Source organism: Diaphorobacter sp. ED-3 (genome assembly GCF_027625375.1).
Lineage (GTDB): Bacteria > Pseudomonadota > Gammaproteobacteria > Burkholderiales > Burkholderiaceae_C > Diaphorobacter > Diaphorobacter nitroreducens.
This window is the reverse complement of record NZ_CP115182.1, coordinates 1,003,302-1,022,880: the sequence shown is the minus strand read 5'-3', so window position 1 is coordinate 1,022,880 and position 19,579 is coordinate 1,003,302. Positions and strand designations below refer to the sequence as shown.

Annotated in this window: 17 protein-coding genes and 1 pseudogene; 13 read left to right on the top strand and 5 right to left on the bottom strand. The window is 67.9% G+C overall.

The window, feature by feature from the left end; all coding sequences use genetic code 11:
• Nucleotides 1-6: 6 nt before the first annotated feature.
• The 6 genes from ugpB (at nt 7) to PCQ86_RS04970 (ending at nt 7,649) form a co-directional block, all read left to right on the top strand.
• The gene (ugpB, locus tag PCQ86_RS04995) at nt 7-1,320 is read left to right on the top strand and encodes a sn-glycerol-3-phosphate ABC transporter substrate-binding protein UgpB (protein WP_270175003.1); all 1,314 of its coding nucleotides are present in this window, start codon (nt 7-9) and stop codon (nt 1,318-1,320) included.
• A gap of 130 nt (nt 1,321-1,450) precedes the next feature.
• A complete protein-coding gene (ugpA, locus tag PCQ86_RS04990; protein ID WP_011804305.1) occupies nt 1,451-2,332 on the top strand; it encodes a sn-glycerol-3-phosphate ABC transporter permease UgpA in 882 nt (293 codons plus the stop codon).
• A gap of 2 nt (nt 2,333-2,334) precedes the next feature.
• The gene (ugpE, locus tag PCQ86_RS04985) at nt 2,335-3,183 is read left to right on the top strand and encodes a sn-glycerol-3-phosphate ABC transporter permease UgpE (RefSeq protein WP_103737785.1); all 849 of its coding nucleotides are present in this window, start codon (nt 2,335-2,337) and stop codon (nt 3,181-3,183) included.
• Between the two features lie 62 nt (nt 3,184-3,245).
• Nucleotides 3,246-4,253, top strand: a complete 1,008-nt coding sequence (locus PCQ86_RS04980; RefSeq protein WP_011804303.1) for a sn-glycerol-3-phosphate import ATP-binding protein UgpC — start codon at nt 3,246-3,248, stop codon at nt 4,251-4,253.
• Nucleotides 4,254-4,278: 25 nt separating this feature from the next.
• Nucleotides 4,279-5,028 carry a glycerophosphodiester phosphodiesterase gene (ugpQ, locus tag PCQ86_RS04975; protein WP_270175002.1) on the top strand — a complete coding sequence of 250 codons (750 nt, stop codon included), beginning with the start codon at nt 4,279-4,281 and terminating at the stop codon, nt 5,026-5,028.
• Between the two features lie 98 nt (nt 5,029-5,126).
• Nucleotides 5,127-7,649, top strand: a complete 2,523-nt coding sequence (locus PCQ86_RS04970) for a DUF3772 domain-containing protein (protein WP_270175001.1) — start codon at nt 5,127-5,129, stop codon at nt 7,647-7,649.
• Between the two features lie 72 nt (nt 7,650-7,721).
• On the opposite strand, the gene PCQ86_RS04965 is transcribed toward PCQ86_RS04970, so the two are convergent.
• Nucleotides 7,722-8,615, bottom strand: a complete 894-nt coding sequence (locus PCQ86_RS04965) for an N-formylglutamate amidohydrolase (protein WP_172206363.1) — start codon at nt 8,613-8,615, stop codon at nt 7,722-7,724.
• A 10-nt stretch (nt 8,616-8,625) separates the two neighbouring features.
• A pseudogene (locus PCQ86_RS04960) lies at nt 8,626-9,613 on the bottom strand (tripartite tricarboxylate transporter substrate binding protein BugE).
• Nucleotides 9,614-9,730: 117 nt separating this feature from the next.
• Here PCQ86_RS04960 and PCQ86_RS04955 point away from each other — a divergent pair.
• Nucleotides 9,731-10,633, top strand: coding sequence for a LysR substrate-binding domain-containing protein (locus tag PCQ86_RS04955; RefSeq protein WP_123675060.1), 903 nt, complete (start codon nt 9,731-9,733; stop codon nt 10,631-10,633).
• Nucleotide 10,634: 1 nt separating this feature from the next.
• Here PCQ86_RS04955 and PCQ86_RS04950 read toward each other — a convergent pair whose 3' ends face one another.
• The gene (locus PCQ86_RS04950) at nt 10,635-10,913 is read right to left on the bottom strand and encodes a hypothetical protein (RefSeq protein WP_012655762.1); all 279 of its coding nucleotides are present in this window, start codon (nt 10,911-10,913) and stop codon (nt 10,635-10,637) included.
• Between the two features lie 74 nt (nt 10,914-10,987).
• Here PCQ86_RS04950 and hemA point away from each other — a divergent pair, with 74 nt between their 5' ends.
• From hemA to PCQ86_RS04925, 5 genes are all read left to right on the top strand, one after another.
• Entirely contained in the window at nt 10,988-12,298 is a 1,311-nt protein-coding gene (hemA, locus tag PCQ86_RS04945) for a glutamyl-tRNA reductase (protein WP_220638587.1), read from the top strand.
• Between the two features lie 113 nt (nt 12,299-12,411).
• On the top strand, nt 12,412-13,515 hold the full coding sequence (gene prfA, locus PCQ86_RS04940; protein WP_196995924.1) for a peptide chain release factor 1: 1,104 nt from the start codon (nt 12,412-12,414) through the stop codon (nt 13,513-13,515).
• A gap of 57 nt (nt 13,516-13,572) precedes the next feature.
• On the top strand, nt 13,573-14,415 hold the full coding sequence (prmC, locus tag PCQ86_RS04935; protein WP_270175000.1) for a peptide chain release factor N(5)-glutamine methyltransferase: 843 nt from the start codon (nt 13,573-13,575) through the stop codon (nt 14,413-14,415).
• 54 nt (nt 14,416-14,469) lie between these two features.
• Nucleotides 14,470-14,799, top strand: coding sequence for a Grx4 family monothiol glutaredoxin (gene grxD / locus PCQ86_RS04930; protein ID WP_011804293.1), 330 nt, complete (start codon nt 14,470-14,472; stop codon nt 14,797-14,799).
• 175 nt (nt 14,800-14,974) lie between these two features.
• The gene (locus tag PCQ86_RS04925) at nt 14,975-16,291 is read left to right on the top strand and encodes a hemolysin family protein (RefSeq protein WP_270174999.1); all 1,317 of its coding nucleotides are present in this window, start codon (nt 14,975-14,977) and stop codon (nt 16,289-16,291) included.
• An 84-nt stretch (nt 16,292-16,375) separates the two neighbouring features.
• Here PCQ86_RS04925 and PCQ86_RS04920 read toward each other — a convergent pair whose 3' ends face one another.
• Both PCQ86_RS04920 and PCQ86_RS04915 read right to left on the bottom strand, forming a co-directional pair.
• Nucleotides 16,376-17,056, bottom strand: coding sequence for a lytic transglycosylase domain-containing protein (locus tag PCQ86_RS04920; protein ID WP_047349969.1), 681 nt, complete (start codon nt 17,054-17,056; stop codon nt 16,376-16,378).
• Nucleotides 17,053-18,798, bottom strand: coding sequence for a proline--tRNA ligase (locus PCQ86_RS04915; protein ID WP_172206349.1), 1,746 nt, complete (start codon nt 18,796-18,798; stop codon nt 17,053-17,055). The genes PCQ86_RS04920 and PCQ86_RS04915 overlap by 4 nt, the downstream gene beginning before the upstream one ends.
• A 90-nt stretch (nt 18,799-18,888) precedes the next feature.
• Between PCQ86_RS04915 and PCQ86_RS04910 the strand changes: the two genes are divergently transcribed.
• Complete coding sequence (locus tag PCQ86_RS04910) at nt 18,889-19,578, top strand: RNA pyrophosphohydrolase (RefSeq protein WP_011804289.1); 690 nt, start codon at nt 18,889-18,891, stop codon at nt 19,576-19,578.
• Nucleotide 19,579 lies beyond the last annotated feature (1 nt).

Below are 19,579 nucleotides of genomic sequence, written 5' to 3'. Positions count from 1 at the left end.
GTATTCATGCAGATCAAACACTTGGCGCTGGCCGCCGCAGTGGCCGCCACCAGCCTGGCCGCACAAGCTCAAACAGAGATCCAGTGGTGGCACTCCATGACGGCTGTCAACAACGAGTGGGTCAATGACCTGGCCAAGCAGTTCAACGAGAGCCAGAAGGAGTACAAGGTCATCCCTACCTTCAAGGGGTCGTATGACGAAAGCATGACGGCCGCGATCGCCGCGTTCCGCTCGGGCAATGCACCGCACATCCTGCAGGTGTTCGAGGTGGGTACGGCCACGATGATGGCCAGCAAGGGCGCCACCGTACCCGTGGGCAAGGTGATGAAGGACGGGGGCGCTGCCTTCGACCCGAGCGCCTACATCCCCGCCGTGGCTGCGTACTACACCGACCCCAACGGCCAGATGCTGAGCTTTCCGTTCAACAGCTCCACCACCATCTTCTATTACAACAAGGACGCCTTCAAGAAGGCCGGCCTGAACCCCGACAAGGCTCCCGCCACCTGGCCCGAAGTGTTCGAGGCTGCCAAGAAGCTCAAGGCCAGCGGCCACAGCTGCCCCATGACGCTGGCCTGGATGGGCTGGACGCAGCTCGAATCGTTCTCCGCCTGGCACAACGTGGAGTTCGCCACCGAGAAGAACGGCCTGTCGCCCAACGGCTACAAGGCCCGCATGAAGATCAATTCGCCGCTGCACGTGCGCCACATCGACAACCTGTCGCAGGCCGCCAAGGCGGGCGAGTTCGTCTACAAGGGCCGCGGCTCGGCGGCCCAGGCGTCGTTCACCTCGGGTGAGTGCGCCATGATCCAGACGTCGTCGGGCTTCTACGGCGATGTGGCCAAGAACGCCAAGTTCGCCTACGGCCTGGCGCCCCTGCCCTACTACCCCGACGTGAAGGGTGCACCGCAGAACACCGTGATCGGCGGCGCATCGCTGTGGGTCATGGCCGGCAAGAAGCCCGCCGAATACAAGGGCGTGGCCAAGTTCTTCGAGTTCCTGTCCGACACCAAGGTGCAGGCCGCCAGCCACCAGCGCACGGGCTACCTGCCCATCACCATGGGTGCGTATGAGCTGACCGAAAAGTCCGGTTTCTACGCCAAGCACCCCGGCACCGACACGGCCGTGAACCAGATGGTGCGCAAGGTGACCGACAACTCGCGCGGCATCCGCCTGGGCAACTATGTGCAGATCCGCACCATCGAGGACGAAGAACTCGAACAGGTGTGGGCCGGCAAAAAGACGGCCAAGGAAGCCCTGGACTCCATCGTGAGCCGCGGCAACGAACTGCTGGCGCGCTTCGAGCGCTCGTACAAGAAGTAAGCCCTGTCATCCGTGACGGGCGAGGCGTTCCCATGAACGCCCCTTCGGTCAGCGGCCCCTGCCTGGGGGCCGCTTTTCCTTTTCCCGCTGGTGCAGCCTTGCGCCAGCGGTTTTCTCGTTTGTGAACGTCATGGAAAAACGCGTACTTTTCCGCTCGGCGTGGCTGCCCTGGGTGTTGATCGCCCCGCAGTTGCTCGTCATCGGCATCTTCTTCTTCCTGCCCGCGGGCCAGGCCATCCTGCAGTCCTTCCAGATGGAAGACGCGTTTGGCATGAGCACCGAGTGGGTGGGACTGGACAACTTCAAGCAGCTTTTCGACGATCCGTCCTATCTGGAATCCTTCCAGCGCACGGCGTTGTTCTCGGTGCTGGTGGCGGGCATCGGCATCGTGGTGTCGCTGGCGCTGGCCATCTTCGCGGACCGCATCGTGCGCTTTGCCATGGTCTACAAGACCCTGCTCATCGTGCCCTATGCCGTGGCCCCGGTGATCGCGGGCGTGCTGTGGGTGTTCTTGTTCTCGCCCTCCATCGGCGTGGTGACCTACTACCTGGGTGAGCTGGGCTACGGCTGGAACCACATGATGAACGACAACCAGGCCATGACGCTGATCGTCATCGCCTCGGTGTGGAAGCAGATCTCCTACAACTTCCTGTTCTTCCTGGCGGGCCTGCAGTCGATTCCGAAGGCGCTGATCGAGGCGGCCTCCATCGACGGCGCGGGTGCATGGCGGCGCTTCTGGAACATCCAGCTGCCGCTCTTGTCGCCCACCACGTTCTTCCTGCTGGTGATCAACATCGTGTACGCATTCTTTGACACCTTCGGCATCATCGACGCGGCCACGCAGGGCGGGCCGGGGCAGTCCACGTCCATCCTCGTCTACAAGGTGTACCAGGACGGCTTCAAGGCGCTGGACCTCGGCGGCTCGGCGGCGCAGTCCGTGATCCTGATGCTGATCGTCATCGCGCTCACCGTGGTGCAGTTCCGCTACGTCGAGAAGAAAGTGCAGTACTGACCATGATCGACCGTAACCCCTGGCTCAATTTCATTTCGCACGCCGTGCTGGTCCTCGGCGTGGCCATCGTGGCCTTCCCGCTGTACCTGGCGCTGGTGGCCTCCACCCACACGGCGGATGCCATCGTGCAGTCGCCCATGCCGCTGCTGCCGGGCAGCCACCTGTGGGAGAACTACCAGGCCGCGCTGTTCGGCTCGGGCAAGCTGGGCTCCAACACCAACGTGGTGCACATGATGTGGGTGAGCTTCGTGGTGGCCATGGTCATCACCGTGGGCAAGATCGCCATCTCGCTGCTGTCGGCGTTCGCCATCGTGTACTTCCGCTTCCCGTTCAAGATGCTGTGCTTCTGGGCCATCTTCGTGACGCTGATGCTGCCGGTGGAAGTGCGCATCCTGCCCACCTACAAGGTGGTGGCAGACCTGGGCCTGCTCAACAGCTACGCCGGCCTCACGCTGCCGCTGATCGCCTCGGCCACCGCCACGTTCCTGTTCCGCCAGTTCTTCCTGACGGTGCCCGACGAGCTGGTGGAGGCCGCGCGCATCGACGGCGCCCGGCCCATGCGCTTTTTCAAGGACGTGCTGGTGCCGCTGTCGCGCACCTCGATCGCTGCGCTGTTCGTGATCCAGTTCATCTACGGCTGGAACCAGTACCTGTGGCCGCTGCTGATGACCACCTCCGAAGACATGTACCCGGTGGTGATCGGCATCAAGCGCATGCTGGCCGGCGGCGAGGCCGCCGTGGACTGGAACATCGTGATGGCCACCGCCATCGTTGCCATGCTGCCGCCCACGGCCGTGGTGATCCTGATGCAGAAGTGGTTCGTCAAGGGCCTGGTCGACACCGAGAAATAAACATCAAAACCGGCTGTAGCGCCACCCTACAAGCGCAAACAGCTATTGATTAAATAGCACATATGGCATCCCTTACCCTCACCAACGTCGTCAAGCACTACGGCAGCGGCAAGCAGATCGTGCCCGTGATCCACGGCGTCAACGCCGAGATCCGGGACGGCGAGTTCATCGTCATCGTCGGCCCCTCGGGCTGCGGTAAATCCACCCTGCTGCGCATGGTGGCCGGCCTGGAGGAAATCACCGGCGGCACCATCGCCATCGGCGAGCGCGTGGTCAACAACCTGGAGCCCGCCAGGCGCGACATCGCCATGGTGTTCCAGAACTACGCCCTGTACCCGCACATGAGCGTGTTCGACAACATGGCCTACGGCCTGAAGATCGCCAAGGTGGCCAAGGACGAGATCAAGGCGCGCGTGGACAAGGCCGCCAAGATCCTCGAACTGGGCCACCTGCTGGAGCGCAAGCCGCGCCAGCTCTCGGGCGGCCAGCGCCAGCGCGTGGCCATGGGCCGCGCCATCGTGCGCCAGCCCCAGGTATTCCTGTTCGACGAGCCGCTGTCCAACCTGGACGCCAAGCTGCGCGCGCAGACCCGTATCGAAATCCAGAAGCTGCACCGCGAACTGGGCATCACCAGCCTGTTCGTGACCCACGACCAGGTGGAGGCCATGACGCTCGCGCAGCGCATGATCGTCATGAACGCCGGCAACATGGAGCAGTTCGGCACGCCCGAGGAGGTCTACCACACACCGGCCTCCACCTTCGTGGCCAGCTTCATCGGCTCGCCGCCGATGAACCTGCTCAACCACGCCCCGGGCGCCCAGGCCGGCACCACGCTGGGCATCCGCCCCGAGCACCTGGACATCACCGCCGACGGCGGCTGGGCCGTGCAGGTAGAGACGGTGGAGCTGCTGGGCGCCGAGCGCCTGGTGTATGGCCGCGTGGGCGACGAACAGCTCATCGTGCGCATCGAGGAAGGCGCCCCCGCGCCACAGCCGGGCGACACCATCCACGTCACGCCGCGCGCCCACCGCCTGCACACCTTCGATGCCGGCACCGGCAAGCGCCTGTAGCACCCGACCGCCTGGAGCACCGCGCATGACGACACCTTCCGCCTGGCCCTACCCCCGCTGGATCGCCCACCGCGGCGCCGGCAAGCTGGCGCCCGAGAACACGCTGGCCGCCTTCCGCCTGGGCGCGCAGCACGGCTACCGCATGTTCGAATGCGACGCCAAGCTGAGCAGCGACGGCGTGGCCTTCCTGCTGCACGACGCCACGCTGGAGCGCACCACCAACGGCCACGGCACCGCAGGCGATCAGCCCTGGGGCACGCTGGCCCAGCTGGACGCCGGTGCCTGGCATTCGCGCACGTACGCGGGCGAGCCGCTGCCCACGCTGGAGCACCTGGCGCGCTGGTGCATCGCCAACGGCCACTTTCTCAACATCGAGATCAAGCCCACGCCCGGTACCGAAGCCGAAACCGGCCGCGCCGTGGCCGCGCTGGCGGCACGCCTGTGGCACGGCCAGAGCGTGCCACCGCTGCTCACCTCGTTCAAACCGCAGGCACTGGCCGGCGCGCGCGAGACCGCGCCGCATCTGCCCCGCGGCCTGCTGCTGGACCAACTGCATGACGGCTGGCTGGACACTGCGCGCCAGTGGGGCTGCGTGGCCGTGGTCTGCAACCATGCGCTGTGGAGCGCCGCCACCGTGGCCGAGGTGCACCTGGCCGGCATGCGCGCCCTGAGCTACACCGTGAACGACGACTGGGCCGCCCAGCGGCTGGTGGCGCTGCACACCGACGGCATCATCACCGACCGCGTGGACCTGTTCAGCCCCGCCGAGGCCTGACGCGGCGCCACCCATCCACGCCGGCGGGCCGTGCCGGGCACGCCACTCGCGCTGCCGTCTGGCAAGGCCGGGGCCGCTCGACAGCGGACAATGCGCGCATGCATCGCCTTTCCCGCACCGGCGCGCGCCCGCTGCGCCGCCGTCTCCCCCCGCAGAGCGCACGCCACCTTTGGCAGTGGTTGGTACTGGCCTGCTGCCTGTGGCTGGGCGGCACGCCCGCCCTTGCCCAGACCCGGCCCGCTGCGGCCACCGCCTCCGCCGCGGCCAGCGCGGTGGACACGCTGGGTGAGGACAACGCCCCCCTGCCCTCGGTGGATGAACTGCGCAAGCAGCTCGACGCCATTCCCGCAAAGCTCGGCGAGGAGGACGACGGCCGCAAGCTGCTGACCGAGCTGGCCGCCATCGGCACCGCGGCCGAGCGCGTGGTCGCCCAGCGCACCAGCGACCTGGCGGACCTGGACCGCCGCCTGGAAGGCCTGGGCCCCACGCCCGAAAAGGGCGCACCCGCGGATGCGCCCGACGTGGCCGAGCAGCGCACCGCGCTGAACAAGCAGCGCGGCGTGATCGATGCGGAACTCAAGCTCGCCCGCCTGGTGGCCGTGGATGCCGAGCAGCGCAGCGCGGAGATCGGGCGCCAGCGGCGAGCGCTATTCCAGGCGGCCCTCACAACGCGCGTCGATTCGCCACTGGCCCCCGCCTTCTGGCGCAGCCTGCGCTACGCCGCGCCCGGCGACAGTGCGCGGCTGCAGGCGCTGGGCGCCAACCTGCGCCGCGCCGTGCAGGCCACGCTGGACTCGCCGCGCCGCGGCACCTTCCTGGGTTACCTGGCCCTGGCCGTCGCCCTGGCCGTGGGGGGCACCTGGCTGGCGGAGCGTGTGCTGGTGCGCGCGCTGCCCGCGCGGCTGCCGGCCACCCGGCTGCGGCGCACGCTGCTGGCGGCGGCGGCGGTGGTGGCGAACGTGCTGATCGTCAGCGCTGCGCTGCAACTCGCGTGGAGCGGGGTCAAGCTCGGCGGCGAGCTGGACGAGGACGTGCGCGCCGTGCAGCAGGCCAGCCTGCGTGCCGCGGCCTACGCCACCTTCGTTATCACGCTGGGGCACGCACTGCTGTCGCGCCGGCGCAGTTCCTGGCGGCTGCTGCCCATCTCCGACGCGCTCGCCCGCCGGCTCAGCCCCTTCCCGTGGTGGATCGGGGCACTGTCGGCGCTGGGCGGGCTGGTCACACAGGTCAACGCCATCGTGGGCGCCAGCCTGGCGGCCGAAGTGCTGGTGCACGCCGTGTCCGCGGTGTTGCTGTCGGTGACGGTGGCCGTCGCGCTGGGCCGGCTGTGGGCAACGCCCCAGGCAGCGGACGCGGCCGATAGCGCCACCGACGCGGCGCCCGCGGAGAAGGCGGGCCGCCCCCTCTGGGTGGGGCTGATCCTGGCCAGCGCAGGCCTTGCCGCGGCCGCGGCCGCGCTGGCCGTGCTGCTGGGCTTCGTGGCGCTGGGCGGCACGCTGGCGCGGCAGATGGTGTGGTCGGGCGTGGTGTTTGCCACCACCTATCTGCTGATGCAGTTGGTGGACGACCTGTGCGACGCGTTGCTCTCCTCCCACGGCGGCCTGGGCGCGCGCATCCACGCCGCGTTGGCCATCGACGCCCAGTTGCTGGACCAGGCCGCGGTGCTGCTGGCCGGCGTGCTGCGTGTGGCGCTGTTCTTCTACATGGCGATCGCGCTGATGGCGCCGCTGGGCACCAACCCGGACGAGCTGTTCCGCCGCGGCAGCAAGCTGGACCACAACCTGCAGATCGGCGACTTCACGCTGGCGCCCCAGGCACTGCTCACGGCGCTGGCGGTGATCTGTGCGGGCTTCCTGGCGATACGCATCGTCAAGCGCTGGCTCAGCGACCGCTATTTCCCCCACACATCGCTGGAGCCGGGCATGCGCAGCTCCATCGTCACGCTGCTGGGCTACGTGGGCGGCGTGGTGGTGATCGCCGTGGCGCTGGCGGGCCTGGGCATCAGCGTGGAGCGCATCGCCTGGGTGGCGAGCGCGCTGTCGGTGGGCATCGGCTTCGGCCTGCAGGCCATCGTGCAGAACTTCATCTCGGGCCTGATCCTGCTGGCCGAACGGCCGGTGAAGGTGGGCGACTGGGTGGTGCTGGGCGACACCGAGGGCGACGTGCGCCGCGTGAACGTGCGCGCCACCGAGATCCAGCTGGGCGACCGCTCCACGGTGATCGTGCCCAACTCGGAATTCATCACCAAGACCGTGCGCAACATGACGCTGGGCAGCGCCCAGGGCCGGGTGCTGCTGCGCCTGCCCGCACCGCTGGACACCGACGCGCGGCGCATGCGCGAGCTGATCCTGCAGGCCTTTCATGCGCACGAGGACATCCTGGAGAGCCCCGCGCCATCGGTGACGCTGGAAGGCATCCAGAGCGGCACGCTCACCTTCCTGGCGATCGGCTACGTGAGCAGCCCGCGCAACGCGGGAGGCGTGCGCAGCGACGTGCTGTTCGCCATCCTGGAGGCGCTGCGCGACGCGGGCCTGTCGCTGTCGCCTCCAGCCACCACCTCGGTGGCGCAGGCGCCGCGCGACGCCGCCCAGGAGGCGCCGCCGCTGTCGGAGCGCGTCTGAACGGCGCCTGATTCGCTCCTGTTTCAATAGCTGTTAGCGCTTATCAGGCAAGCGCTACAGGCCAATTTTGCTTCAAACCGACAGCTGCGACCGCACATAGCCCGCCACCACTCCCAGCAACTGGTCCAGGTGCTGCTGCAGCGGTGCAAAGCCGGCGTTGGGCGCACGCGTGTCCTCGTCCATGTACACCGGGCGGCGGATCTCAATCTGCAGGCTGTGGCGCCCCAGGTGCGGCTGGCCGATGCGGCCGATCAGCTCCACACCCTTGTAGGGCTCGTTCAGCGCCACGCTGTAGCCAAAGCCGCGCAGCTGCTCGGCGATCAGGTGCACGAACTCGGGCGCGCAGGTGGTGCCGTCGCGGTCGCCCAGCACGAAGTCGGCCAGCGGCGGCGCGTCCGTGCGGCCCAGGCGCCGGTACACGTCATTGGGCATCGAATGCAAATTCAGGTGCCACACGCGGCCAAAGCGCTGCACACTCGCGTCGATCGCCTGCTGCAGCTGCGCATGGTAGGGGCGCCAGTAGCCCTCGATGCGCCGCTGCACCTCGGCCACCGTGCGCGCACGCGCATACAGCGGCGTGGCCACGCCGTCCTTGCTGATCTGCTGCCAGACCAGGCCCAGGCCCTGGCGCGTCTTGGGGCCGGGTGCGAGCGGCACGGGCCACGCGCCGTCGATCTGCGCGGGGTCCAGGTCGTTGTCTGCCCGGTTCACGTCGATGTAGGTGCGCGGGAAGGTCGCGGCGATCAGCGTGGCACCGTGCGCGGGCGCGGTATGCCAGAGGCGGTGCACGTGCGTGTCCTCGCCGCGGCGCAGCAGCGCCAGCGGCACGGCGTGGCCGAAGTCTTCGGGATAGGCCGTGCCGCTGTGGGGCGAGTCGCACACCAGCGGCAGCGGCTGCCCCGTGGGTTGCCAGACCTCGACCGGGGTGTCCGGCCTGGGGCTCAGGTCGTCATGCAACGCTGTCAAAGGCGCACCATCAGTCCAGCTTGATGTTGGCGCGCTTGGCCACGGCCGTGTAGCGCGCGATGGCGGCGTCGATCTGCTTGGCAAACTGCGCGGGCGTGTTGGCCATGGATTCGCCGGAGATGCTCTTTTGCTTCTCCAGGTAGTCGGGCATGGCCATGGCCTTGTGCGCGGCGGCGTTCAGCTTGGCTGATGATCTCCTTGGGCGTGCCCGCGGGCGCCACCAGGCCGAACCACCCGCCGTCACCCATGCCGGCGTAGCCCAGCTCGGTGTAGGTGGGCACGTCGGGCAGCACGGGGCTGCGCTTCAAGGCCAGCACGGCCAGCGGGCGCAGCTTGCCCGACTGGATGTTGGCCAGCGTGGAGGGCAGGTTGTCCGTCATCGCGTTGACCTGGCCCGCCAGCGCATCGGTCGCGGCCTGGCCCGCGCCCTTGTAGGGGATGTGCAGCAGGTCGATGCCCGCCAGGTTCATGAAGTTCTCGATGTTGGCATGCCCCAGCGAACCCGTGCCTGGCGAGGCGAAGGTGTACTTGCCGGGGTTGGCCTTGGCCAGCGCCACGAACTCCTGCATGGTCTTGGCGGGCACGCTGGGGTGCACCACGAAGACGCTGGGCACGCTCATCACGTTGGTGATGGGGGCGAAGTCCTTCACCGCGTCATACGGCAGCTTGGCGTAGATGGCGGGGTTGGCGCCGTGGGTGCTCACCGTGGCCATGCCGATGGTGTAGCCGTCCGGTGCCGCCTTGGCGATGGCGTCGGCGCCGATGGAGCCGCCGGCTCCGCCCTTGTTGTCCACCACCACGGCCTTGCCCAGGATGGGCCCCATCTTGTCAGCCAGCAGGCGGGCCACCATGTCGGTGGAGCCGCCGGGCGCGAACGGCACGATCAGCTTGATGGGGCGGTTGGGGTAGTCGCCCGCCTGGGCGTGCGCCAGGGGTGCGAAGGCCGCAGCGGCGGCGCAGGCAGCCAGGGTGGACAGCAGGGTGCGGCGCAGTGCCATGGAGATCTCCTCGGTATTTGGATGAATGGGGACAGCCCCATTCTTGAGCGCCCCCGCGTTGACGAAAAGCGACAAAATGGCGGCAACCCATTACCAACACTCATCAATCGACCGCCCATGCGCATCCACTCGCCGTCGCTGCCCGAACTGCACGCCTTTGCCGTCGCGGCGCGGCTGGGCAGCTTCTCGCAGGCGGCCGATGAACTCAGCGTGACCCAGGGCGCCATCAGCCGCGCCATCGCCCGGCTGGAGGAGCACCTGGGCGTGGCGCTGTTCGCGCGCGAGGGCCGGCGCAGCGTGCTCACGCGCGCGGGGGCCGACTACCTGCAGGCGGTGGGCCCGTCGATCGCCACCATCGAATCCGCCACGCTGGCCGTGCGCACGCGGCGCAACCCGCGCCAGTTGCGCCTGTCGGTGGCGCCCACGCTGTTCAGCCACTGGCTGATCCCGCGCCTGCCCGATTTCCACGCGCGCCACCCCGGCATCGCACTGTCGTTCGCACCCTACCGGCGCGACGACCCTTTGAGCGCACCTGAGATCGATGCCTGGATCCGCGTGGGCCGCGCCGACTGGCCCGCGGGCATCGCGGCCGACTACCTGGTGGGGCGCGAGCTGGTACCCATCTGCCGCCCGGCCGATCTGCAGGGGCCCCAGGCCATCCGCGCACCGGCCGATCTGCTCGCGCGGCCGCTGCTGTTCCACACGAACTACCCGGACAACTGGGCGCACTGGTTCGCCGGTGTGGGCTGTGTCCACGGGCCGCTCACGCCGGCGGCGGACTTCGAGTTGGTGTCGCTGCTGGTGCAGGCGGTGATCGCCGGCCTGGGCGTGGCGGTGGTGCAGCGCGCGCTGGTGGAGCCGGAGCTGGCCGCCGGGCGCATCGCCATCGCCATCGACCACCCCGTGCTGCTGGACCGCGGCTACCACCTGTGCATTCCGACGGGGCGCGCGCCCAATCCGGCCCTGGACGACCTGCGCGGCTGGCTGCTGGCGCAGGCGTGCGGACAGGGCGGGAGTTGAATCAGCCGCGCCAGGCGCGCAGCAGCAACCACTGGCTGGTGGCGCAGGCAGCCGCCAAGCCAGCGTAGGTGGCCATGCGGCCGTCGCGCCCCAGCAGCACCAACCCCGCCACGAGGACGCAACACCCCACTACAAAGTTGATAGCTATTGGCGCAATCCAGCCGTGCGCTCTGGCCAGTTTTCGCATAAAGACGTGGCTGCATGCCACCAGCAGCACGGCGACCGCCAGCGCGGGTGCGGTGAAGTTCAGCAGATGGTTGAGGGCGAGCAGCAGGTCCATGGAGTCATGATGCAGATCAAGCCATTGGCGCGGTGGCCTGCCTGAGTGCGCGGCGGATTTTATAATCCCACCCCATGGCAGTCTGGGCCCTCGGCATCAACCACCACACCGCTCCGCTTGATCTGCGGGGCCGGTTCGCGTTCGCCCTGGACCAGATCGCACCCACGCTGCACGGGCTGCGCGATTCGCTGTCCAGCGCCTCGGGCCGCCACCCGGGCGTGGAGACGGCCATCATCTCCACCTGCAACCGCACCGAGATCTACTGCGCAGCCGAGGCCCCGGCGCTGGACCACACGCTGGACTGGCTGGCCCACAGCGGCGGCGTGAGCCCCGCGCTGCTGCGTTCGCACTCCTACAGCCTGGAAAACGGCCTCGTCGCCCGCCACGCCTTCCGCGTGGCCAGCGGGCTTGATTCCATGGTGCTGGGCGAGGCCCAAATCCTCGGCCAGATGAAGGACGCCGTGCGCGCCGCTGAAGGCGCAGGAGCGCTCGGCACCACGCTCAACCAGCTCTTTCAGCGCAGCTTTGCCGTGGCCAAGGAGGTGCGTACCAGCACCGACATCGGCGCACACAGCATCAGCATGGCCGCCGCGGCCGTGCGGCTGGCCGGCCAGTTGTTCGAAGACCTGACGAAGATCCGCGTGCTGTTCGTGGGCGCGGGCGAGATGATCGAGCTGTGCACCACGCACTTCGCGGCCAAGACGCCCCAGCAGATCACGATCGCCAACCGCACGCTGGAGCGCGGCGAAAAGCTCGCCACGCGCTTTGGCGGCGAGGTCATGCGCCTGGCCGACCTGCCCGACCACCTGCACGAGTTCGACGCGGTCATCAGTTGCACTGCGAGCACCCTGCCCATCATTGGCCTGGGCGCCGTGGAGCGCGCGCTGAAAAAGCGCCGCCACCGCCCCATCTTCATGGTGGACCTGGCCGTGCCGCGCGACATCGAGCCCGAGGTCAAGCAGCTCGAAGACGTGTACCTGTACACCGTGGACGACCTGGCCAGCGTGGTACAGACGGCACAGGCGCATCGCCAGGCCGCCGTGGCGCAGGCCGAGGCCATCATCGACGCGGGCGTGCAGAGCTTCGTGCACTGGATGGAGCTGCGCAGCCCCGCCACGCAGAACGGCGGCGTGGTGCCGCTGATCCAGCAACTCAACTCCCAGGCCGACGAATGGCGCGCCCTGGAGATCGCCCGCGCCAAGAAGCGCCTGGCCAAGGGCGAGGACATCGAGACCGTGCTTGAGGCGCTGTCGCGCGGCCTCACGCAAAAAATGCTGCACGGCACCATGGCCGAGCTGCGCGCGGGCGATGCCGAAGCGCGCGCCCAGACCGCACAGGCCGTCTCGCGCCTGTTCCTGCGCTCGCACAGCAAAAACGGGCTGTAGCGGCGCTCGCTCGCGCACCCCTGATTTCATAAGCCCCATCGGCCTACCGCGCTTACCAGACAAGCGCAAGCAGCTACCAGACTGGTAGCAAAACCCTTCTTTCACACCCCTTGATGAAACCCTTTCTCCGCAGCCAGCTGGAACGCTACGCGCAACGCCTGCAGGAACTCGACTTCCTGCTCTCGCGCGAAGACATCATGGCGGACATGCAGCAGTACCGCAGCATCTCGCGCGAGCACGCCGAGGTCACCCAGGTCGCGGGCCGCTACGCCCGCTACCAGCAGCGCGAGGCCGACCTGGCCGGCGCGCGCGAGATGCTCGAAGACCCCGACATGGCCGAGATGGCGCAGGAGGAAATCCACGCCGCAGAGACCGAACTCGTGCAGTTGGAGGACGAGCTGCAGCGCCTGCTGCTGCCCAAAGACCCCGACGACGAGCGCAACGCCTTCATCGAAATCCGCGCCGGCACGGGCGGCGACGAATCCGCCCTGTTCGCGGGCGACCTGGCGCGCATGTACACGCGCTACGCCGCCACCGTGGGCTGGAAGGTCGAGGTCATGAGCGCCAACGAGAGCGAGATCGGCGGCTACAAGGAAGTGGTGCTGCGCATCGAGGGCCAGCCCGGTACGGGCCCCTCCGGTAGCGGTGTGTACGGCGCGCTCAAGTTCGAATCCGGAGGCCACCGCGTGCAGCGCGTGCCCGCCACCGAGACGCAGGGCCGCATCCACACCAGCGCCTGCACCGTGGCGGTGATGCCCGAGCCCGACGAGCAGCAGGCCATCACGCTGAACCCGGCGGACCTGCGCATCGACACCTTCCGCGCCAGCGGCGCGGGCGGCCAGCACATCAACAAGACCGACTCGGCCGTGCGCGTGGTGCACCTGCCCACCGGCATCGTGGCCGAGTGCCAGGACGGGCGCAGCCAGCACAGCAACAAGGCCAAGGCGCTGCAGGTGCTGCAGGCGCGCATCCAGGAGAAAGAGCGCAGCGAGCGCGCCGCCAAGGAGGCCGCGCTGCGCAAGGGCCTGATCGGCAGCGGCGACCGCAGCGACCGCATCCGCACCTACAACTTTCCGCAGGGGCGCCTCACCGACCACCGCATCAACCTCACGCTGTACAAGCTGCTGGCCATCATGGAAGGCGACCTGGGCGAGGTGCTGCAGGCCCTGCAGCATGCGCGCGAGGCCGAGCTGCTGGCCGAACTGGGTTTGGAGTGATTTTGGCCTCTAGCGCCCACGCAGCAAGCGCCAACAGCTATCCATAGAGAAGCACCCATGCCTTCACCCACGCTGGCCCAGGCGTTGACCCAGGCCCAAGCCGAAGGGCTGGGGCGCATCGACGCGCAGATGCTGCTGCTGCATGTGCTGGGGCGTGCGCCGGCCGACCGCGCCTGGCTGCTGGCGCACGACGGCGACACGCTGCCCGCGGCGGCCATGGAACAGTACGCCGCGCTGTGCGCGCGCCGGGCCAAGGGAGAACCCGTGGCCTACCTCCTTGGGCGCAAAGAGTTCTGGGGCTTGCCACTGTCCGTGGACGCGCGCGTGCTGGACCCGCGCCCGGACACCGAGACACTGGTGGCGTGGGCGCTGGAGGTGCTGGCCACCCGCGCCGCGCCGCGCGTGGCCGATCTGGGCACGGGCAGCGGGGCCATCGCCCTGGCGCTGCAGCACGAGCGCCCCGACGCCCAGGTGCTGGCCGTGGACGCCAGCGCCGGCGCGCTGGCCGTCGCCCGCGCCAATGCCGGGCAGTTGGGCCTGCCCGTGCGCTTCATCCAAGGCAACTGGCTGCATGGGGTGGATGGTCCGTTCGATGCCATCGTCAGCAACCCGCCCTACATCCCCGCGCAGGACCCGCACCTGGCCGCGCTCACCCATGAGCCGCTGTCCGCGCTGGCCAGCGGCGCCGACGGCCTGGAGGACATCCGCACCATCGTGGCGCAGGCGCCTGCGCGGCTGGCGCCCGGCGGCTGGCTGCTGCTGGAGCATGGGTGGGACCAGGCCGAGGCCGTGCAAGCACTGCTGCGCGACGCAGGCTTTGACCAGGTGCAAAGCCGCCACGATCTGGCCGGCATAGCCCGATGCTCCGGCGGGTCAATGCCCGGCGGCGCCCCGCAGTGAAATAATCCCCCCATGGCCGCCCTGCCCCAGGGCGCCCCCCTTCAGGAGAACCCCATGAGCGACGTCCAGCAACGCATCGACCAACTGGTCAAGACCAACGACATCCTGCTGTTCATGAAAGGCAACGCCAGCTTTCCGATGTGCGGCTTCTCGGGCCGCGCCGTGCAGATCCTCAAGGCCTGCGGCGTGGACCCCAAGAACATCGCCACCGTGAACGTGCTGGACGACCAGGAAATCCGCCAGGGCATCAAGGACTACAGCCACTGGCCCACCATCCCCCAGCTCTACGTAAAGGGTGAGTTCATCGGTGGCTCGGACATCATGATGGAGATGTACGAATCCGGTGAACTGCAGCAGGTGCTGGGCACCGGCGACGCCGCCTGAAGCGCCGCGTCCTGCCGCTAGTGGACCAACCGCCCTCTTCGGGCGGTTTTTTGTCCGCCGGCGCGCAGCGCCCCGCCACGCGGGCCCGCTACACTTGGCGGCACCTGTGGCCCCGTGTCTGCGTGCTTGGCACACCCCGCTGCACGACAGGCGCGCGGCATTGCATCCTCGCTCCATGCCTTTGTCCGAAAGCCTGATCGTCATCACCGCCCTCATCGGGGCCAGTGCCTTCTTCTCGCTGGCCGAGATTTCCCTTGCGGCATCGCGCCGCCTGCGGCTGCGCCAACTGGCCGACGAGGGGGACCACCGCGCCGACCGCGTGCTGCGGCTGCAGGAAAACCCGGGCGACTATTTCACCGCCGTGCAGATCGGTCAGAACGCCGTGGCCGTGCTGGGCGGCATCGTGGGCGAAGGCGCCTTGAGCCCGCACTTCTCCGGCTTCTTCGGTATGTGGCTGGGCGCATCGCATGCGCAGACGGCGGGTTTCCTGCTGTCATTCACCGTCATCACGTCGCTGTTCATCCTGTTTGCCGACCTGTTCCCCAAGCGCATGGGCATGGCGGAGCCCGAGCGCCTGGCGCTGCGCGTGGTGGCGCCCATGCAGGCCACCATGGCGCTGTTGCGGCCCGTGGTGTGGCTGTACAGCCGCTGCGCGGACCTGCTGTTCCGCGTGCTGGGCATGAACGCGCTGCGCGACGACCGCGTCACCTCCGATGACATCCTGGCCATGATGGAAGCTGGCGCACGCGCCGGTGTGCTGGCCGCGCGCGAGCAGCAGGTGATCGAGAACGTGTTCGAGCTGGACACGCGCAGTGTGGCGAGCAGCATGTCGCCGCGCGACCGCGTGGCCTACTTCCTGCGCGACGATCCCGACACGGTGATCCGCGCACGCATTGCGGCCGAGCCGTTTTCCACCTACCCCGTGTGCGAAGGCGACATCGACCACGTGGTCGGCTACGTGGACGCCAAGGACCTGTTCCAGCGCGTGCTGAACAACCAGCCCATCTCGCTGGCCGACGAAGGCCTGGTACGCAAGGTGCTCATCGTGCCGGACCGGCTGTCGCTGGCCGAAGTGCTGGAGCAGTTCCGCCAGGTGCATGAGGACTTCGCCGTCATCGTCAACGAATACAGCCTGGTCGTGGGCGTGGTCACACTCAACGATGTGATGAGCACGGTGATGGGTGACCTGGTGGGCCCGGCAGACGAGGAGCAGATCGTGCGCCGCGACGAGAATTCCTGGCTCATCGACGGCACCACGCCCGTGTCCGACGTGCTGCACGCCCTGGGCCTGGACGAGCTGCCGCACGCCGATGAGTACGAGACCCTGGCGGGCTTTCTGATGGTGATGCTGCGCCGGGTGCCGCGCCGCACCGACAGCGTGACCTTCGGGGGCTACAAGTTCGAAGTGCTGGACGTGGACAGCTATCGCATCGACCAGGTGATGGTGTCAAGGCTGGAAGGCGCGTCCAAACCAGTGCTGCCCGTTGAATAAGGAGCGGCGCTGCTGACAAGGGCAGCACCTGCCGGCGTGCGTGGCCATCCGCAAGACGGGTATGGCCCGCTGGCCGACGGCAGATCAGGCGTCCGAAGTACGCTCCTGGAAGAACCAGTTGCGCTGCGCTGCGAACACGGCGCTCGGATACGGCGCCTTGCCCCGGCTGCCGTTGTAGCGGCCCAGCGCCATGTACAGGTCGCCCCGCTCGCGGTCGAGGTAGTGGCGCAGGATCACGCAGCCAAAGCGCAGGTTGGTCTGCATGTGGAACAGCTTGCCCGGGTCGCCGTCACCGATCACGCGGGTCCAAAATGGCATCACCTGCATATAGCCGCGCGCGCCCACCGGAGAGACGGCGAACTTGCGAAATGCGCTCTCCACCTGGATCAGACCCATGACCAGGGACACATCCAGCCCCGAGCGCTTGGACTCGTACCACACCGTCTGCAGGAAGTCGCGGCGCACTTCCCATTCGGGCTTGCGCCGGCGCAGGCGGTCGCTCATGGTGCCAAGCCAGCGCAAATACAGCAGACGTGCCTCGGTGGAGGCAAACAGCGGCTCGGGCGGTGCCAGGTCTGCCACGGCGGAGCTGAGCGCGGTGCGCACGGAATCGATCAACGGCTCCTCCAGCTGGCTCCCCGCATGCGCAGGTGCAGCCACGCCCAGCCATGCAGCCGGCCCCGCCGCCAGCGAAGCCAGGCAGGCGCGGCGCGACAGCCGGCCCTGCCGTTCGTCGGTCATTGGACCACCTCCCGCCGCGTTCATGCTGCCAGCCGTTCCTTCACATGCGCCAGGATGTCCGCCACGCCCACTTTGGTGGCAGATGCATCGCGGCGGTGCTGGTATTCGACCTGCCCTTCCTTGAGGCTCTTGTCGCCAATGGTCACGCGATGGGGCACGCCGATCAGTTCCCAATCGGCAAACATGGCGCCCGGGCGCTCGCCACGGTCGTCCAGGATCACGTCCACACCGGCGGCTAGCAGGTCGGCGTACAGCGACTCGGCCTGTGCCTTGACGGCTTCGCTGCGGTCCATGCCCACGGGGCAGATGACCACGGTGAACGGGGCGATGGCGTCGGGCCAGATGATGCCGCGCTCGTCATGGTTCTGCTCAATGGCCGCTGCCGGCAGGCGCGTGACGCCAATGCCGTAGCAGCCCATCTCGAAGAAGGCGGGCTTGCCGTCTTCGCCGAGGAAGGTGGCATTCATGGCTTTGGAATACTTGGTGCCGAGGTAGAACACGTGGCCGACTTCGATGCCGCGCTCGATGGCAAGTTCCCCCTGGCCGTCCGGCGACAGGTCGCCAGCCACCACATTGCGCAGGTCGGCCACCATGTCGGGCTCCGGCAGGTCGCGGCCCCAGTTCACGCCGGTGAGGTGGTGACCTTCCTGGTTGGCTCCGCAGATCCAGTCGGCCATCACGGCCACGTCGCGGTCCACCACCAGCTTCACCGGCTTCTGCAGGTTCAGCGGGCCCAGGTAGCCCGGCTTGCAGCCAAAGTGGTCCACGATCTCGGCCACGGTGGCAAAGCGGAAACCCGCGTCCAGGCCCGGCACCTTGGCCACCTTGATCTCGTTCATGTCGTGGTCGCCGCGCAGCAGCAGCAGCCAGACCTGGCTGCGGATGATCTCGCCCGCCGCGTCGGTTTCGTCCGTGGCCAGCACCAGCGACTTCACCGTGGTGCTCAGCGGCACGCTCAGCAGTTCGGCCACGTCCGCGCAGGTGCTCTTGCCGGGCGTGGGTGTCACCGTCAGCGGCTGCTTGGCCGCGGGACGCGCGCCCGCGGGGGCCAGCGCTTCGGCCTTTTCCATGTTGGCCGCGTAATCGCTGGCGGGGCAGTAGACGATCGCGTCCTCACCCGTGGCGGCGATCACCTGGAACTCTTCGCTCAAGTCGCCGCCGATGGCGCCCGAATCCGCCGCCACGGCGCGGTAGCGCAGGCCGAAGCGGTCGAAGATGCGGCGATAGGCCTGCGCCATCACCTGGTAGCTCGCCTTGGCGCCGGCCTGGTCCCGGTCGAAGCTGTAGGCGTCCTTCATGATGAATTCGCGCCCGCGCATCAGTCCGAAGCGCGGGCGGCGTTCATCGCGGAACTTGGTCTGGATCTGGTAGAGGTTCTTGGGCAGCTGCTTGTAGCTGCGCAGCTCCTGGCGTGCGATGTCAGTGACCACTTCCTCGCTGGTGGGCTGGATCACGAAGTCACGCCCATGGCGGTCGTGAATACGCAGCAATTCGGGGCCCATCTTGTCGAAGCGCCCGGTCTCCTGCCACAGCTCGGCGGGCTGCACCAGGGGCATGGTGCATTCCACTGCACCTGCGCGGTTCATCTCCTCGCGCACGATGGCTTCCACCTTGCGGATCACGCGCAGGCCCATGGGCATGTAGTTGTAAATCCCGGCACCCAACTTCTTGATGAGGCCTGCGCGCATCATGAGTTGGTGACTGACAACCTCGGCGTCGGCAGGCGCCTCTTTCAAGGTGGAAATGAAAAATTGGGAAGCTTTCATCGAACGGGCTTGACAACTGGGGCGGGTGCGCTTGCCGCACGCGAGGTAGCGTGCATAATGACCGCAGTTTTAAAAATTTGGGGTTAGATTATGCTCGACCGGGACGGATTCCGCCCAAATGTCGGCATCATCCTGCTCAACCAGAGAAACCAGGTATTCTGGGGCAAGCGCATACGCACCCATAGCTGGCAGTTCCCTCAAGGCGGCATCGACCGCGGAGAAACCCCCGAGCAGGCCATGTTCCGGGAACTGCACGAAGAGGTAGGACTGCTGCCGCCCCAGGTGCGTGTGATTGCCCGTACGCGGGACTGGTTGCGCTACGAGGTGCCAGACCGGTTCATCCGCCGCGATGCACGCGGACACTACAAGGGTCAGAAACAGATCTGGTACCTGCTGCAATTGCTGGGGCACGACTGGGACCTGAACCTGCGCGCCACCAACCATCCAGAGTTCGATGCCTGGCGCTGGAACGACTACTGGGTTCCGCTGGACGTGGTGGTCGAGTTCAAGCGAGGCGTATATGAGATGGCGCTGACTGAACTGGCGCGTTTTCTGCCGCGCCATGAACAGCGCAACCGCTATTTGCGCAGCGGCATGCGTACGCGCGAGCACGAGAGCAGCGGCCAAGCCTCGCTGCCCCGTACCAGTTCACTGTTGGTCAAGCCCGGTATGGAACTGCCTCCGGGCGCCAGCTTCGACCCTGACCCGCAAAACAGCGTGCCAGCGCCGTTGGAGGCGCTGCCTACCCTGCCCGTCCCCAAGAAACCACTGGACGCCTAGC